The 15,366-nt window shown below is 73.5% G+C and carries 14 protein-coding genes; 3 read left to right on the forward strand and 11 right to left on the reverse strand.

All coding sequences use genetic code 11. The annotated features are described in order from the left end of the window. Nucleotides 1–71: 71 nt before the first annotated feature. Both caldi_RS12540 and caldi_RS12545 read right to left on the reverse strand, forming a co-directional pair. Nucleotides 72–341 carry a hypothetical protein gene (locus caldi_RS12540; protein ID WP_264842096.1) on the reverse strand — a complete coding sequence of 90 codons (270 nt, stop codon included), beginning with the start codon at nt 339–341 and terminating at the stop codon, nt 72–74. A 135-nt stretch (nt 342–476) separates the two neighbouring features. After that, nucleotides 477–803 carry a phage holin family protein gene (locus tag caldi_RS12545; RefSeq protein ID WP_264842097.1) on the reverse strand — a complete coding sequence of 109 codons (327 nt, stop codon included), beginning with the start codon at nt 801–803 and terminating at the stop codon, nt 477–479. A gap of 106 nt (nt 804–909) precedes the next feature. On the opposite strand from caldi_RS12545, the gene rpsT reads away from it, so the two are divergent. Further along, on the forward strand, nt 910–1,179 hold the full coding sequence (rpsT, locus tag caldi_RS12550) for a 30S ribosomal protein S20 (protein WP_264842098.1): 270 nt from the start codon (nt 910–912) through the stop codon (nt 1,177–1,179). A 110-nt stretch (nt 1,180–1,289) separates the two neighbouring features. Here rpsT and caldi_RS12555 read toward each other — a convergent pair whose 3' ends face one another. After that, nucleotides 1,290–2,441 carry a glycosyltransferase gene (locus caldi_RS12555; protein ID WP_264842099.1) on the reverse strand — a complete coding sequence of 384 codons (1,152 nt, stop codon included), beginning with the start codon at nt 2,439–2,441 and terminating at the stop codon, nt 1,290–1,292. Nucleotides 2,442–2,572: 131 nt separating this feature from the next. Next, a complete protein-coding gene (gene holA, locus caldi_RS12560; RefSeq protein WP_264842100.1) occupies nt 2,573–3,622 on the reverse strand; it encodes a DNA polymerase III subunit delta in 1,050 nt (349 codons plus the stop codon). Between the two features lie 121 nt (nt 3,623–3,743). Here holA and caldi_RS12565 point away from each other — a divergent pair, with 121 nt between their 5' ends. Continuing rightward, a complete protein-coding gene (locus caldi_RS12565) occupies nt 3,744–5,417 on the forward strand; it encodes an alkaline phosphatase family protein (protein ID WP_264842101.1) in 1,674 nt (557 codons plus the stop codon). A 19-nt stretch (nt 5,418–5,436) separates the two neighbouring features. On the opposite strand, the gene caldi_RS12570 is transcribed toward caldi_RS12565, so the two are convergent. From caldi_RS12570 to caldi_RS12580, 3 genes are read right to left on the reverse strand one after another with little or no spacing between them, the layout of a single operon-like run. Then, nucleotides 5,437–7,833 carry a ComEC/Rec2 family competence protein gene (locus caldi_RS12570; protein WP_264842102.1) on the reverse strand — a complete coding sequence of 799 codons (2,397 nt, stop codon included), beginning with the start codon at nt 7,831–7,833 and terminating at the stop codon, nt 5,437–5,439. A gap of 14 nt (nt 7,834–7,847) precedes the next feature. Then, nucleotides 7,848–8,594, reverse strand: a complete 747-nt coding sequence (locus caldi_RS12575) for a ComEA family DNA-binding protein (protein WP_264842103.1) — start codon at nt 8,592–8,594, stop codon at nt 7,848–7,850. A 60-nt stretch (nt 8,595–8,654) separates the two neighbouring features. Beyond that, nucleotides 8,655–9,368, reverse strand: coding sequence for a BON domain-containing protein (locus caldi_RS12580; protein ID WP_264842104.1), 714 nt, complete (start codon nt 9,366–9,368; stop codon nt 8,655–8,657). Between the two features lie 272 nt (nt 9,369–9,640). Here caldi_RS12580 and caldi_RS12585 point away from each other — a divergent pair, with 272 nt between their 5' ends. Then, nucleotides 9,641–10,582 (forward strand): hypothetical protein, encoded by a 942-nt coding sequence (locus caldi_RS12585; RefSeq protein ID WP_264842105.1) that lies wholly within the window; start codon nt 9,641–9,643, stop codon nt 10,580–10,582. A gap of 105 nt (nt 10,583–10,687) precedes the next feature. On the opposite strand, the gene leuS is transcribed toward caldi_RS12585, so the two are convergent. The 4 genes from leuS to nadD all read right to left on the reverse strand — a co-directional run bounded on the left by leuS (nt 10,688) and on the right by nadD (nt 15,364). Beyond that, nucleotides 10,688–13,213, reverse strand: a complete 2,526-nt coding sequence (gene leuS, locus caldi_RS12590; protein WP_264842106.1) for a leucine--tRNA ligase — start codon at nt 13,211–13,213, stop codon at nt 10,688–10,690. Nucleotides 13,214–13,594: 381 nt separating this feature from the next. Further along, on the reverse strand, nt 13,595–13,954 hold the full coding sequence (gene rsfS / locus caldi_RS12595) for a ribosome silencing factor (protein ID WP_264842107.1): 360 nt from the start codon (nt 13,952–13,954) through the stop codon (nt 13,595–13,597). Between the two features lie 169 nt (nt 13,955–14,123). Further along, the gene (gene yqeK, locus caldi_RS12600; RefSeq protein WP_264842108.1) at nt 14,124–14,738 is read right to left on the reverse strand and encodes a bis(5'-nucleosyl)-tetraphosphatase (symmetrical) YqeK; all 615 of its coding nucleotides are present in this window, start codon (nt 14,736–14,738) and stop codon (nt 14,124–14,126) included. After that, the gene (gene nadD / locus caldi_RS12605) at nt 14,735–15,364 is read right to left on the reverse strand and encodes a nicotinate-nucleotide adenylyltransferase (RefSeq protein ID WP_264842109.1); all 630 of its coding nucleotides are present in this window, start codon (nt 15,362–15,364) and stop codon (nt 14,735–14,737) included. Before nadD ends, yqeK begins: the two co-directional genes overlap by 4 nt. Between the last annotated feature and the right edge of the window lie 2 nt (nt 15,365–15,366).

The following is a 15,366-nucleotide window of genomic DNA, read 5'->3' on the forward strand; positions in this document are numbered from 1 at the left end:
GGCGCCGTCCCCGGCCGCCTGCCGGCGCTCCGGGCCGGCTTCTGTCCGATGCTATGCCCCCACGCGGCCGGTTATGTCGCACGCACCGCTTCGCCGGCCTGCCCCCCTCCGAGATCGCGCAGTCGCCCCTCGATCCGCACCACAAGCATGCGGATGTCTTCTTCGAAGAACTGGAGCCGGCTGCGGCCCGGCAGATGGAGGTCCACCTGCCAGCCGCCGAAGAAAGGCGACACGATGAACCGGGCCCCCCGCCCTTCCAGGTGCGCCCGGCCGCTCTCGATCGACTGGACGCTGAGGCCAAGCTGCGTAGCCATCGCTCCGGCGATCTCCTCCAGTGTCACCTGTGGCCCCCCTCCCCTTCCCTCGGGTTGCCCACAGGGTTCTCTGCGGGGGAGGGCGGGTCCTGCCCGGCGACAGAAAAGCTCCAGCCCATCGTCCGGACTGGAACTTTTGCGTCCGCGCCGGGTGCCCCTCCGCTAGCGCAGCTCGGTCGGGACGAAGGCGTCGATGAGGCCGATCACGAAGGCGGCGATCAGGGCTCCGACGATCGTCACCGTCACGCCCGGCATGAGGACTCCGACCAGGTAGATCACGGCAGCGGCCACCAGAAAGCCGACGATGCCGCGACCCTGCGGTGAGATCGCCCGACCGAACACGCGCTCCACCAGCCAGCCGATCGCGGCGATCGCCAGCGCCGCCCACAGCGCCGTCCAGAACCCGGCGATGCTGAAGCCCGGCACCAGCCAGGCCACCGCGAGCAGAACGAGTGCCGAGACCACGAAGCGGACAACCGCCCCGAGCATCCGCGCTCACCTCCGCGGGTATTGTCCCCTTCGCCGGTCCCTGTATTCGGCGTTGTCACGGCCGAATGCGCATGCTAGAATACCCGTCGTGGGAGGTGAAGAGCGGTTGGCGAACCACAAGTCGGCGGTGAAGGCGGCCCGGCGGGCGGCCAAGCGGGCGCTTCGCAACCGCATGTGGAAGAGCATGGTGAAGACGGCCATCCGGCGCGTGCGGGAAGCAGTCCTCGCAGGCAACGCGGAGGCAGCGCAGGGTTTCTTGAGCAAGGCCTTCAAGGTGATCGACAAGGCTGCCAGCAAGGGCGTCCTGCACCCCAACACGGCCGCGCGGAAGAAGTCGCGCCTTGCCCGGAGCCTGGCGAAGAGCCAGACGGCCTGACCGCCCGGTTCACCTCCGGTTCCGGCGACAAGTTCACACGAAGACGAAGGAGAACCCGGCGACGCACCGTTGCGGAGCGGGTTTTTCTCTTTTTCTTCTCGTGTTCGATCTCACCGCGCCGGGCGGGACGCCAGGGTGGCCCGGAGCAGTTCGCCGTACTGGCGCGCGACATCGGGCCACGCCGTCATCCGCCGGGCCAGCGCCTTCCGGCCGACCTCCTGGCGAAGGGCGGGGCTCGTCAGGAGGGCCTCGAGAGAGCGGGCCATCGACTCGGCATTCCCGAAGGTGACCAGGATCCCCGCCCCGCCGGCGAGGAAATCGACCGCCTCGCCGAACGGGGTGGACACCACCGGCTTGCCGAGCGCCAGCACCTGAGGCAGGAAGGCGGCGGCGCCGGTGGCCGTCCGCGGCGCCGGCAGCAGGACCACGTCGGCCAAAGCCAGGTGAGCCAGCAGCTCCTCCTCGGAGAGGTGCGTGCCCACGAGCAGCACGTTGCCCTCGAGTCCCAGCCGGCGGATCCACCACTGCAGGTGGTCCCGGTACGTTTCCCCCCGGGCGGCCCGTTCCCCGGGCTCGGTCCCGCCGATGACCACGTACAGCAGGTCCGGCTGCGCGGGGCGCACCAGGCGGATCGCCTCGAGGGCCAGCTCCAGCCCCTGCCCGGGACCCATCACGGTCGGGGTCACGACGACCGGGCGGCCTTCGGCCCCGATCTGCTCCCGAGCCCGCGCGACCACCTCCGGAGGCGGCGGACCCTGGACGCCTCTCGGGATGAGGGCCGTCTTGTGGGCGGGTACGGCGTACACCGACTCGAGGAGGCCGCGCGCCCGGCTGCTCAGGGCCACGACGCGGCGGGAGCGGCGGGCGAGGCGGATCAGGACGTGTCGCTGGGTCGGGGTAGGGTCCGGCCGCACGCTGTGCACCACCGTGACCAGCGGCGGCTCGAGGCGCCGGGCGAAGTCGAGGATCGCGTAGCCGTCCTGGGCGCCGTACAGCCCGGCCTCGTGCTGGAGGAGCACCGCGTCGACGCCCAGGCCGTTCAGGACCTCGGCGGCCTCCCGGTACGAGTTGGGATCGCCCTCGCACAGCTCCGCCACCACCTCGGAACCGTAGCTCGCCTCCCCGGGGTACCGTGAGGCCGCCACGACCCGCACGGGCTGCTCGCAGATTCCGGTTTCTTCCAGCCCGGCGGACAGCGCCGCAGAGAATGCCGCCACCGGGCAGGGACGCGGTCGCCATGCCGAGACCAGCGCCACCCGCATCGGGCGCACCCCCGTGTGCCTCTGCCTGTTTGGTTCCACTCCAAACCGTAAACAAGCATGCCCGCGGGCGGCAAGGTGAATGCCTTCCGGCGATGCAAGGATCTGCCAGAACCGTGCGTCAACGGGTCAAATCAGGCCGCGCCCACGAGGTCGAAGAGGAGCGTCTCCAGGACGAGTTGCCCGTCTGCGCCCGACTTGAGCTGGAGGTCCGCCTCCAGGAGGACCTCCAGCGCGAACTGCAGTTGCTCGCGCCTCAGGCGCCGGGCCTGCCGGTCGAGTTTCTCCCAGTAGCGCGGGTGCTGCCCCTTCTGGCGGGCGATGGCCGCCGGGGACAGCCCCCGCTCCCGCAGCGAGCGGGCTTCCAGGAGCCGCCGGAAGTGGCTCGCCAGCGTGGCCAGCAGCCGCAGGGGCGCCTCGCCCGACGCCAGCATCCGCTGCAGGAGGGCTTCGGCCTGCCCGAGCCGCCCCTCCGCCACGGCATCCACGAGGTCGAAGATCTGCACCTGGGCCGTGCCCGGCACGAGCGCGAGCACAGCCCGGGTGTCGATCCGCTCTGCCGCACCCACGTACAGCACCAGCTTCTCGAGCTCGGCCGACAAGGCGTGGAGGTCGGTGCCGATCTTCTCGAGCAGCGCCTGCGCCGCTTCCCGGTCGAGCCGCTTCCCAAGCGCGGCGGACTTCGCCTCGAGCCAGCTCAGCGCCTGGTCCTGGGACAGCGGCGAGCACTCGACCTCCACCGCCTTCTCCAGCAGGGAGCGGGTGAGCCGCCGCCGCCGGTCGATGTCGCCGGGCGCGTGGAGCACCAGGCACGAGAAGGGGGCCGGTGCGGCCAGGTACTCGAGGAGCCGCTCGGCCTCGCCGGAGGCCCGGTCGCGGTCCTCACCGTCCTCGGGGCCTGCGTCCCCGCCCGCGCGGCCCGGGCCCAGGAGCCGGCACTCCTTCAGCACCACCAGCCGGCGATCCGACAGCAGGGGCGGCGTCCGGGCGAGGAGCACGCCCTGCCGTACCTGATCGGGCCCGGGCTCCACCAGGCTCTCGTTGAAGGCTTCCGTACCCGGTGGGACCAGGCGGGTCCGCAGCGCCGCGAGGAACTCCGCCACCTGGTACGCGTCGGTGCCGTGCACCAGGTAGAGCGAAGCGACCTCTTCCTGCAGCCGCCGGAGCGCCTCCGGCTGACGCATGCACCTCACCTCCCGACGGGCGCGGCCACGGCGGGAATTCAGTTCGACCCCGCAGCGCCGCTCCTCCTGCAGCGGGGCGCGCCCGCAGGAACCGGATCGCTTCGCCGTGAACCTTTGAACCATGAAGCGTGCGCTCGCCTTCATCCTGCTCCTCAGCCTGGCCGGCCTGGCGGGCACAGGCGCGGTCGCCGCCACCCGCACCGCGTGGCGGCGGCTCGCCGCGCCGGTGCGGCGGGCCGGCGCCCACGAAGGCATCGCCGCGGGCGGACAGGCCGCCGGGGCGCCGCCGAAGCCGGCGGAGCCGCTGGTGCTGGTCCTGGTCGACGGCCTGGATGCGGCGGCCGCGCGCCGATTGCCCACCTTCGACTACCTGGCTCGCGCCGGAGGTTTCGCCACGGTGGAGGGGCCGTCGCCCGACTGGCCCGTGACGGCCTGGGCGACCGTGCTCACGGGCGAGGCACCGGCGGATCACGGCCGGGTGCTCCCCAGCCCCCTGCCTCCCCTCGCCGGGCCGAACCTGGTGGCGACCGCCCGGGAGATGGGCGTGTCCGTGGCCCTTGCGGGGGAGCCGGCGTTTCTTTCCCTGCTGGGGGCGGAGGACCCCCAGGAGGCGTTTCCCGTCCCGCCGGGGTGGTCCGGGACCGGCAGCGCCTTCATGGCAGCCGCCCGCAGCGCGCTGGGCCGGGAGGCGCACCTGACCGTGATCCAGATCGGCGGGCTGCACGCCGTCGCTCACGATCTCGGCCGCAGTGGAGATACGGCGCGCCCCCGCGCGGCGGAGGGAGCCGACGGCCCCCCGCCGGCGGAGGAGCGGTGGGCGGAGGCCCTCGGCTGGCTCGACGCCCGGCTCGCCGCGGTGGCGGGCCAGATCGACCTGAGCCGCACGACGCTGGTCGTGCTGGGCACCTTCGCCAGCGGACCGGGTCGCGCCCACGGCCGGGGCGACCCGGTCCCGCTCGCCGCTGCGGGGCCGGGGCATGCCGCCCTCCTCCGGACGCCACCGACCTCGCTGGCCGAAGTCGGTCGCCGGCTGGCCGGTCTTGCCGGCGTCCCGTCGCCACCGCCCCGAAGCCCTGCCGCACAGCCGGCGCTCGCCGGATGGGCGGCCGCACGGTGGGAGCTGGTCCGCCCCCGGCTGCCGTGGGTCGCCGCCGGGCTCTTCCTGGGCGGCCTCTACCTCCTCCTGGCGCTGCGCAGCGCCATCGGCCGGGCCCTCCTCGCCGGCCTCTTGACCTATCACGTGGCCTACTACGCCCTCTTTGCCGCCTTCGGGGGGCGGCTGTCCACTGCCCTGCCCGCGCTCGAAGGACTGGGTTTCGCCTTCTGGCGCGACCGCGCGGCGCAGGCGGGGGGTGCGGCCCTTCTCGCCGCAGCCGTGACCGGCGTCCGCCTGGGCCGCGAGGGGAGCCGGCCACGTCACGCCGCCCTGGGCGGGATCCACCTGGCGCTGGTGATCTGGTGCACCCTGGCGCTGCAGGCCCTGCCGGTGCTCCTCGTCATCGGCTGGGATGGACCCGTCACCTTCCCGGGCACCGGCTGGACGGTGAAGCTCTTCCTCGACCTCATCCAGGGTGCGTTCGTCGGTCTCGGCGCCCCGGTCTGGGCCGGGGCGGCCGGGGTGGCGGCGGCGATCCGCCGGCGCCTGTCGGGGGCGGAACCCGGACCGGTCCCCGTGCCTCCCCGCGGCGCGGCGGGGATACCGGTCTCGCCGCACCATCTGGGTTCGGTGCCGGTCGCCGCGAGCCGCATGCGGCCGTCTGGGCGGCGGCCGGCGAGGCGCCCACCGTCACGCTGAGAGGTAGCCCACCCCGGGTTCACCACGTCCCGAGGAGGCGGCCGCCTTCCCCCGGCAGGCCGGGGAACTGAGTGCGCACACTCAGGGCGCCGGACGCCGGGTCGCCCCGGACGCAGACGGTCCCGTGACGCTCCGTGCGGTACTGGGCGGATGCACCGGGCACGCGCGGGGACCCGGAGCCGGCCGTCGGGGCCTGTCCCGCCACGATGACCACCCGTGCCCCCGCCGGCAGGGCAGACGCCGGGGATTCGCCTTTCGCCGTCACCTGGACGACCGCGGGGGATCGCCACGCTCCCGGCGGACCGCTGGCCGCGGCGGCCGCGCCGGCGATCCGGACGGCGAGAGCTCCCGCCTCGACCTGCACGAGCAGGCCATCCGGAACGCCGGGTGCCTCCGGCGCGGGCCAGGCAGCCAGGCGCACGCCCGGACGCGGCTCCCACCTCTGCGGACCGCCGGCTTCGGACACCAGCCGCACCGGCACGCCCGCCACCCGGGCCATGTCCCGCACGTCGAGCCAGGCACGGGGCGGGTCGTTCACCTGGGGGGTCCAGAGCTCGGCCACCGGATGGGTGGCGAGAACCGTCGCCATGCCACCCGCCTCCCCCTGCCGCGCGGACGTGACGACGGCCAGGTCCAGCCGGCGCACCCCCTGCCGGCGGAGGAACAGGACGACCACGTCGCGGCCGGCGTCGACGCCGGCGTTCGGCCGGGCAGGGCCGGCGTCGACCAGGACGGCCTCTCCGCCGGGCAGCCGCAGCACCGTGGCGGCGCCGGGCCCGACGTGCAGGAAGCAGGCCTCGAGGCGTTCCCGGCTGGTGAAGGAGGGTAGCGCCGGGCCGATCGCCGAAGCCACGCCGGCCCCCGCCAGCAGGGCGAAGCCCGCAAGGGCGGGTCCCGGGCGGAGCAGGCGGCCCGCCGCCCGCCGCACGGGGTCCCCGAGAACCGTCCTCCACCGCCACGCGGCGAGGGCGGCGTAGTACAGCGCCAGCGCCGCCGGGCCGGGCGGACCGATGGGGGCGCCGGCCAGCGGCAGTTCCGCCAGTCCCTCCAGCGGACCGGTCAGGAGGCCTGTGAGGCCCCCCGCCAGGCGGAGCGCCGGGGCCGCGAGGAGCGGGTGGATGAGGCCCAGCCCCATGCCGAACGCCGCCAGAGGCACGAGTGCCAGCACCACGAGCCCCACCCACAGGTTGGCCAGCGGCGAGATCAGCGTCACGTAGCCGAAGCGGCTCAGAAGGAGCGGTTCCACGGCCGCGCCGGCGGCCAGGGTGACGGCCAGGGGTGCGGCGACGGCGGGGAAGAGGTACCGCCCGAGCCGGCTGGCGATCGGCGGGCCGAGCGCCAGGATACCCAGGGTGGCCAGGAACGAGAGCTGGAACCCCAGGTCGAACAGCATGCCGGGCGCAGCGGCCAGGAGAACGAGGGTGGCGGCGGCCAGGCTCGAGTAGCCGTCGGACCGCCTGCCCTGGGCCTGACCGGCGTAGTGGAGGGTCGCGGCGACGCCGGCGCGGAGCACGGGCGGTCCGGAGCCGGCGAGCACGCTGTACGCCCAGATGGCGGGAACCACCGCGAGGGCCGCCGCCCGCCGGGGGGCGCCGAGCCGGGACAGCGCCCAGGCCAAGGGGCCGGTCACCAGGGCGACGTTCCCGCCGGAAGCTGCCAGGACGTGATAGACCCCGGTGAGGCGAAAGGCGTGCCGCCACCGGTCCGGGATCCCTTCGCGGTCGCCCAGGACGAGGCCGGCCAGGAGCGCCGCCCGCTCTGCGGACAGCCACCGCTCCGTCACCGCCCGCAGGCGCTCGCGGGCGGCCTGCGCCCACCGGTGGAGCGCGCCCGTGGCGCCCGGGCCGGCATCCTCGGGTGTAACCCAGGCGGCCACCGTGAGAAAGATGCCGCGGCGGGCGAGTTCTCGCCGCAGGTCCTCCCCGATTCCCGGCAGGGTGAGCGGCGGGACCACCGGCACGCCGCGCACCCGGACCCGGCGGCCCGGAGCCGGCAAGGAACCGGGCGCACCCCGGGCGGCCGGCGCCCGCCAGGTCACGTGCAGGGGCTCCCTGACCGGGACCGGCCCCGCGCGGCGGACCGTCCCGTCGAGCAGGCGCACCGCCTCGGCCCGCACGACCATCTCGGGCCCGCTCCGGCCAATCCCGGCGTTCAGGACCGTCCCGACCACCTCGACGGGACGGTCCACGTATGCGCGCAGGGCCCCCGGCCCGACCCACCGCGGGGTGGCGTGGCGCAGCGCCCCTGCCAGGAGCGCGGCCATCAGGAGGGCGCCGGCCGGAGGCGGCTGCCCGCGCCGGGCGGACAGGGCGACCGTGCAGGCCGCAGCAGCCAGGCCGGCGAGGGGCAGCAGCGGGTGCGGGCGAAGCCAGTCGGCCGCCCAGATGCCCGCGGCGAAGGCGGCCGCCAGGGCCACGAGCGGACGCGGCCTCACAGGGTGAGGTAGGGCCGGAGCTGCTCGAGGCGGGAGGCGCCGATCCCCGGCACCTGCAGCAGGTCCTCGATGCTCCGGAAGCGCTCCACCCGGCGGCGGTGCTCCACGATCCGCTCCGCCAGCACCCTGCCGATGCCGGGGAGGGTCATGAGCTCCTCCACGCCGGCCGTGTTGAGGTTCACCCGCCCCGGAGCGGTTCCCGCCACCCCCGCCTCCCGCCCGCCGGCACCGGCGCGCGGCGGCGCCGCGGCGGGACCGTGGTCCGCCCCCAGTGCTTCGGGTGGCAGGTTCGCGCCCGGAGCGAGGTCCCGGCGCGAGGGGACGAAGATCTTGTCGCCATCGGCCACCGGGCGGGCGAGGTTGAGCGCCCCGGGCAGCGCCTCGGGAAGCGGTTGGGCCGCCGCCACGGCGTCGGCCACCCGCGCGCCGGGCTCGAGCCGGTGAACGCCGGGCGCCGCCACCGCGCCCGCCACGTGCACGGCCAGGGCCTCCCGGCCCTCCGGGCCCTGCCGCGGCGCCTCGGACCCCGGCGCCGGTCCGACGGGTGCCGGCGGCTCACGCCGGGGCCAACCGACCGTGCCTCCCGCCGGCGTCCCCGTCCCCTCGTCCCCGGCCGGAGCCGCCGGCGGCGGCCCGGGCACCTCCCTCGCCCGGTACGCCCGGTAGCCCAGCACGATCACCGCGCCGGTGAAGACGCCGAGCAGCGCGGTGGCCGCCCAGCGCCGGTACCCTTCGAACTCCACCGACCATCCCCCCGAAGGGGGAGTTCGGCGCCTGTTTGGTATTTCCTGCTAGATCTGGGTTCACAAGGTCCACTCGTACCGGCCCGTTCCTTCCCCGCCTGCCCCGGCGTCGGGGTCCGGCGGGAGGAACGCCTCCACGCGGCTCACCCCTGCGAGGCCGGAGAGCGCCTCCCGGACGCGCGCCGCCTCGTCGGGCGCCCGGAGGAGCCCGCGCACGTGCAGGGTGTCGCCCTCTGCCCAGACCGTGAAGCGCTGCGCGCCCAGCCCGGCGCGCTCGAGCCGCTGCCGCGCCTCCCGGGCAGCCCGGGCCTCCCCTTCCTCGCCACCGGCCTCCACCTCCAGGTGCGCGCGGACCTCACGGACACCTGCCACGCCGGCGGCGATCCGCTCCGCCTCCTCCGCCGCCCCGGGCCCGGGCACCCGGCCGAGGAGTTCGACGGACCCACGCCCCAGTCGCGGCGTCACCTGCCGGGTGGCCGGATTGGCGGCAAGCCGCCCCCGGAGTTCTCCCGCACTCTCGCCGTCGGTCCACCCCGGCTCCGCGCCCACGGTGAGGTCGTTTCGCACGTCCCCGACGCCCGGCACGGTGCGGGCGATGGCTTCCGCCGCCTGCTTCTGCGACAGGGTGTCGACGATCCCGTAGAGCCGCACCGTGTCACCGTGGGCCTCGACCCGCACGTCCAGGCCCGCCGATTCCGTGCGCGCCAGGAGCGCCTCCTTCACCCGGCGCTCCAGCCGGGCCTCCTCACGTTCCCCGTGCCCATCCTGCGCCACGTGCCTTGCCTCCTTCGCCGCCGGAACGGGTCCACGTACGCCCGGATGTAGTGTGCGCGGCCGGCGCGACGCCAGGGCCAGCGGGACAGGGCGCGAGACGAGGACCCCGTTTTCTGCCAGTGAGCAGATGTTCGGTATGTTGTTACCGTTTCCGGGAGGAACTGGCTCAAAAACGGCGAAGGAATTTCCTCAGATGGCGGAGCGGGAGCGGCAGGCGCGGGACGCGGCGCCGCGGGTACCGCTCCGGCGCCCGCCAGCCCGGAGGTGATCAGGTGGGTATGAGGACGCTGGCGGTGTGGGCTCACCCGGGGTGCGCGACGCTGGCCGACGCTGCGGCGGAGGTCGCGGCGGAACTGCACGACGGAGGGTTCACCGTGGCAGTGGTGGCGGGCTGTGGAACGGACTTCCATCGCGAGGTGCTGTCCCGGTTCACCGAGACCCTTCTGGTCTACACCCCGGAGGAGTTCGCTTCCTTCCGGGAGGAGGCCGTTGCCAACGTGGTGGGGCTCCTGCACCGCCGCCACGACGCGGTGCTCATCCTGGGTCTGCTCGGGGCCGGTGGACCGCCGCCTTGCTGGGCTTCGGCGGCCGAACATCACGTCCTCCTCCTTCCCGCCGACCCGGCGGCCGCGGCGAGCGTGAGCGAGTGGGTCGGCGGCTGGCAGCGGGCCGGCCGGCCTCTCCCCCACCTCCTGGTCGAGCCGCGGCCCGAGGGCCCCCCGGCCGAGGAGGTCAGCCGGGCCTGCGGGCTGGAACTCATGGGCACGACCGCGGACGTGGCCGGCGCCCGGGAAGAACGCAGGGTGCAGAACCGGGAGCGCATCCGCCGGATCATCCAGGCCGACCGGTCCGAGGCCGGCGCGGACCGCCCACCGGTGCCGTCCGAGATCGAGCCCGACCCCGAGCTCGTCCAGGACCTCGTGCAGACGGTGGAACTGCTGGCGGCGCTGGGCCGCCGCCGCCAGGCCCTGGAGCAGAGCACCGCGGCGGCGCAGGAGGAGTTCGACCGGCTGCGCTCGGCCATGCTGGGCTGCATCGACTCCGACGAGGACCCGGTGGACGGCATCATGGAGGAACAGGTGCGCGCCCTGGTACAGGCCAAGGCGCGCCTGCGGGCCGCGCGGCGGGAGCGGTCCCGGCTGATCGAGGAGATCCGCGGCCCCGCTGCCAGGCTGCGCCGGTGGCTCGACTCGGTCGCCGACGAGGCCGGCTGACAGGCCGGCCGCGGGGAGGTGTGTGCGGGCTCCGGCGGGCGCGCGTCCGGGGGGCGGGCTCCCGCCCGCCCCCCGGAGCACGTATCCTCCGTCCGCCGGCTTCCGTCAGCGCACCACCACGCTGACCAGGCGCCCCGGCACGACGACGACGTTCTCGACCGTCTTCCCGTCCGTGTAGGCCCGGACCTTTTCCAGGGACAGCGCCATCTCCCGGATCTCGTCCGCGGAGGCGCCGACGGGCACCTGGATGCGGTCCCGCACCTTGCCGTTGACCTGGACGGCCATCTCCACGGTCTCCTGGACGAGGGCCGACTCGTCCACTTCCGGCCACGCCTCCAGGTGCACGCTGGTGGTGTGGCCCAACCTCTCCCAGAGCTCGTCCGCCAGGTGTGGGGCGAACGGCGCCATCATCCGCACGGCTGTCTCCAGCGCCTCCGCCAGGACGGCCGGATGCTGGCGGTCCTCCGGGACGTTCGCACGGTAGTCGTAGACGGCGTTGACGAGTTCCATGATGGAAGCGATCGCGGTGTTGAACGCGAAGCGATCCTCCAGATCCGTGGTCACCTTCCGGAGCGTGCGGTGGACCACCCGCCGCAGCGCCCGCTCGGCCTCCCCCAGGGCCGGCGCCTCCGCCGTGGCCGCCTGCTCGCCCGCCCCCACCGGTGCCAGGTGCCGGGCTGCCTGGACCACCGGCACGCTGCTGGTGACCATCCGGTAGAACCGGTTCACGAACCGGGAGGCGCCCTCGATGCCGGCGTCCGACCAGTCCAGGTCCCGCTCCGGCGGCGCGGCGAAGAGGATGAACACCCGGCAGGCGTCGGCGCCGTAGCGGTCGATCATCTCCTCGGGGCTGACCACGTTCCCCTTGGACTTGGACATCTTGGCGCCGTCCTTGATCACCATGCCCTGGGTGAGCAGGGCGGTGAAGGGCTCGTCGAAGTCCAGGTAGCCCATGTCCCGGAGGGCCTTGGTGAAGAACCGGCTGTAGAGCAGGTGCAGGACGGCATGCTCGATGCCGCCCACGTACTGGTCGACGGGCAGCCAGTACCGCACCTTCTCGGGGTCCCACGCCCGCTCGCTGTTGTGCGCGTCCGCGTAGCGCAGGTAGTACCACGAGGAGCACATGAAGGTGTCCATCGTGTCCGTCTCCCGCCGGGCGGGGCCGCCGCACGCGGGGCAGGTCGTGTGCACGAACCCCTCGTGGCGCGCCAGCGGAGAGGTGCCCTCGCCGGTGAACACGAGGTCGGGCGGCAGCAGCACCGGCAGCTGATCCTCCGGCACCGGCACGATGCCGCACCGGTCGCAGTAGACGATCGGGATGGGGGCGCCCCAGGCCCGCTGACGGGATACCAGCCAGTCGCGGAGCCGGTAGTTGACCTTGCGCGCGCCGATCCCCTGCTCCTCGAGGTAGTCGGCGATCCGGCGCTTGCCCTCCTCGCTGGGCAGCCCGCTGAAGGGGCCGGAGTTCACCATCGTCCCCGGATCCACGTACGCCTCGGTCATGCCGTCGGGGTCGAGTGGCCTGTCGGGAGGCTGGATGACCACCCGGATCGGCAGGCCGTACTTGCGGGCGAAGGCGAAGTCCCGCTCGTCGTGCGCGGGGACGCCCATGACGGCGCCGGTGCCGTACTCGTAGAGGACGTAGTTGGCGATCCAGATGGGCACCCGGTCGCCGCTCAGCGGGTTGATCGCGTACGCGCCGGTGAAGAGGCCGACCTTCTCGACGTCCTCCGCCGTCCGGGCGATCTCGCTCTGCGTGCGGACCCACTCGACGAACCGCCGTACCTCGTCCGCCTGGGGCTTGCCCTCGATCAGGCGCTCCACCAGCGGATGCTCGGGGGCCAGCACCATGTACGTGACGCCGAAGACCGTGTCCGGGCGGGTGGTGAACACGGGGATCGGCTCGCCGGTCCCCTCCACGCGGAAGACGATCTCGCAGCCTTCCGACCGGCCGATCCAGTTGCGCTGCATGATCCGCACGCGCTCCGGCCACTTTGGCAGCTTGTCGAGGTCCTCGAGCAGCTCGTCCGCGTAGGCGGTGATGCGGAAGAACCACTGCTCCAGGTTCTTCTTCGTCACCACCGAGTCGCAGCGCCAGCAGCGGCCCTCGACGACCTGCTCGTTGGCCAGCACGGTCTCGCAGGAGGGGCACCAGTTGACCGGCGCCTCCTTGCGGTACGCCAGCCCCTTCTTGAAGAACTGCAGGAACAGCCACTGGGTCCACCGGTAGTAGTCGGGCCGGCACGAATACACCGCCCGGTCCCAGTCGTAGGAGTACCCCAGGGACTTGAGCTGTTCGGTCATCTCGGCGATGTTGTCCCACGTCCACCGATCCGGCGGGATGCGGTGCTGGATCGCGGCGTTCTCGGCCGGCATCCCGAACGCGTCGAAGCCCATGGGGTGCAGGACGTTGTACCCACGCATCCGCCGGAAGCGGGCGATGGCGTCCACGATGGTGTAGTTGCGCACGTGCCCCATGTGGATCTTGCCCGAGGGGTACGGGAACATGGCCAGCGCATAGTACTTGGGCCGGGCCGGGTCCTCCGTGACCTTGTAGATCCCGGCCTCTTCCCACCGCCTCTGCCACTTGGGTTCGACTTCCTTGAACGGAAAGCGCTCCTCCGCGCTCACACGGGTCCCTCCCCGGCAACGTGAACCGAACGTGCACCAAACCAAGAGCCTCCCGCCCCGTAGGGACGGGAGGCTGTCTCCCGCGGTACCACCCTCGTTGGCCGGCCGTGCGGCCGGCCCGCTCGTCAGGGGGTAACGTCCCCAACGGCCCGGGCTTTCCCCTCGATCGCGAGAGGGCTCACCCGGACAGCTCCGGGGCGAGGTTCAGCCCCCGCGCCCACCGCCCTTCCACCCGCCGGCGGCTCTCTGCAGGGCCGGAGTGGCCTACTGCTCCCCGTCATCGCGATCCCTTATGCAGTCTTTACTATTATGCGGGGTGCCGGGGGCCCCGTCAAGCCGGCCCGACCATGCCGTGCGGCCCCACGGTGCCGGCGAATCCCCTCACCGTGCACCCGCCAGCACCCGGTGGTCCAGCAGGGGGGCATCGCCCCAGAGCCGTTCGAGGCTGTAGAAATCCCGTTCCTCGTTACGCAGGATGTGCACCACGACGTCGCCGTAATCCATGAGCACCCAGCGTCCCAGCCTGTACCCCTCGGTGTGGTGCGGACGGACGCCCATCTCGGCGAGCTTCTCCTCCACGTGGTCCGCCAGGGCCCGAACCTGGATGGGGGTCGCCCCGGAGCACACCACGAAGAAGTCCGCCACCGAGCTCAGCTTCCGGATGTCCAGGATCTGAACGCGCTGTGCCTTCCGGTCCTCCAGCAGCTGGGCCACGTGCTGTGCAAGCTGGGTGGAGGTCAAACGGGCATTCTCCTTCCTGTACTGGATTTGCCTGCCTACTGTTATTCTATTCCATGACGGGGTCCGCGGGCCATCGCTTCGCCCACCCGCGGCGCCAACTCCCGACGCGCGACGGACGCACCGAGCGTGGCTACCCCGCGTGGCGCATGCACGACGCACAACTCACTACTCACCACGCACTACTGACCGCTGGAACCGGCCACGGCTTGCCCGCGCGCCGGCGCTCCGCCAGGAGCCAGTTGCGCGTGCGGACAGAGCCGAGGTGAAGCAGCCGCCCGGTCCGGAGGACGTACGCGATGGTATGATCGAGCCCCGCCAGGAGGGCCTCGTCCAGGTCCCGCTCCGCCAGCCGGCGGAGGATCTCCACGCCGGGGAAGTCCCGCCCGGGCTCGATCATGTCCGCCAGCCAGATCACCTTCTCGAGGAGCCCCATCCCCGGCGTGCCGGTGGTGTGCCAGCGGATCGCCGCGAGGACCTCCGGGTCGCGGGCCAGCCCCTCCTCCCGGACGAGTTCGGCGCCCACGGGGGCGTGCAGGAGATCGGGGAAGGCCTCCTCCGCCGGGTCGGCGATCACCCCGAAGCGCCGCCCGAGTTCCAGGAGCCGCTCCGGGGGAAGCCCCTTCGCGTAGTCGTGGAGGAGGGCCGCCAGCCGGGCCTTCTCCGGGTCGGCACCCCAGCGACGGGCCATCGCCACCGCGGCGTCCACGACGCCCCGGGTATGCCGCAGACGCTCGTCATCCAGCCTGCAGCGCAGGGCCTCCTCGATCCGCGCCAGGTCGATCATCCGGGCCCCCCTTCGTGCCCGCGGTAAAGCCCGTTTTTTCGAATGTACTCCTCCACCCCCGGCGGCACAAGGTACGTGAGAGGGTACCCGGCCCGCGCGCGGGCCCGGAGATCGCTGGCGGAGACGGCCACACCCGGGGTCTCCACGATCCGCACCCGGGCGGTCAGCTCCGGCCCGAGGCGCCGGCGCAGCGCCTCCCATCCTTCGAGGGGGACGCCGGGCCGGACGATGGCGACCAGAGGCCAGCCGGTCAGGAGCCGGCGGTACTCGTGCCAGGTCTCGATCGCCAGGAGCCCGTCCAGTCCGGTCAGGAAGACTAGGTCCCAGTCGGGGTGGCGCCGCTCGAGCTCGGCCATGGTGTCCACGGTGTAGCTGGGCCCGGGCCGCTCCAGCTCGAGCTCGCAGATCTCGAAGAGGGGATTGTCCGCCGCGGCCAGGCGGACCATGGCGAGGCGGTGGGCGGCCGGCGTGACGGGGTGGCCGGTCTTGTGGGGAGGCTCCCCGGCCGGCACGAGCAGCACCCGCTCCAGCCCCACGAGCCACGCCGCCCCCACGGCCGCCGCGAGGTGCCCGTAGTGGACCGGGTCAAACGTCCCGCCGAAGACCCCGATCCGCCGCCGACCCATGG

The organism is Caldinitratiruptor microaerophilus (assembly GCF_025999835.1).
In the GTDB taxonomy this organism is placed as follows: domain Bacteria; phylum Bacillota; class Sulfobacillia; order Symbiobacteriales; family ZC4RG38; genus Caldinitratiruptor; species Caldinitratiruptor microaerophilus.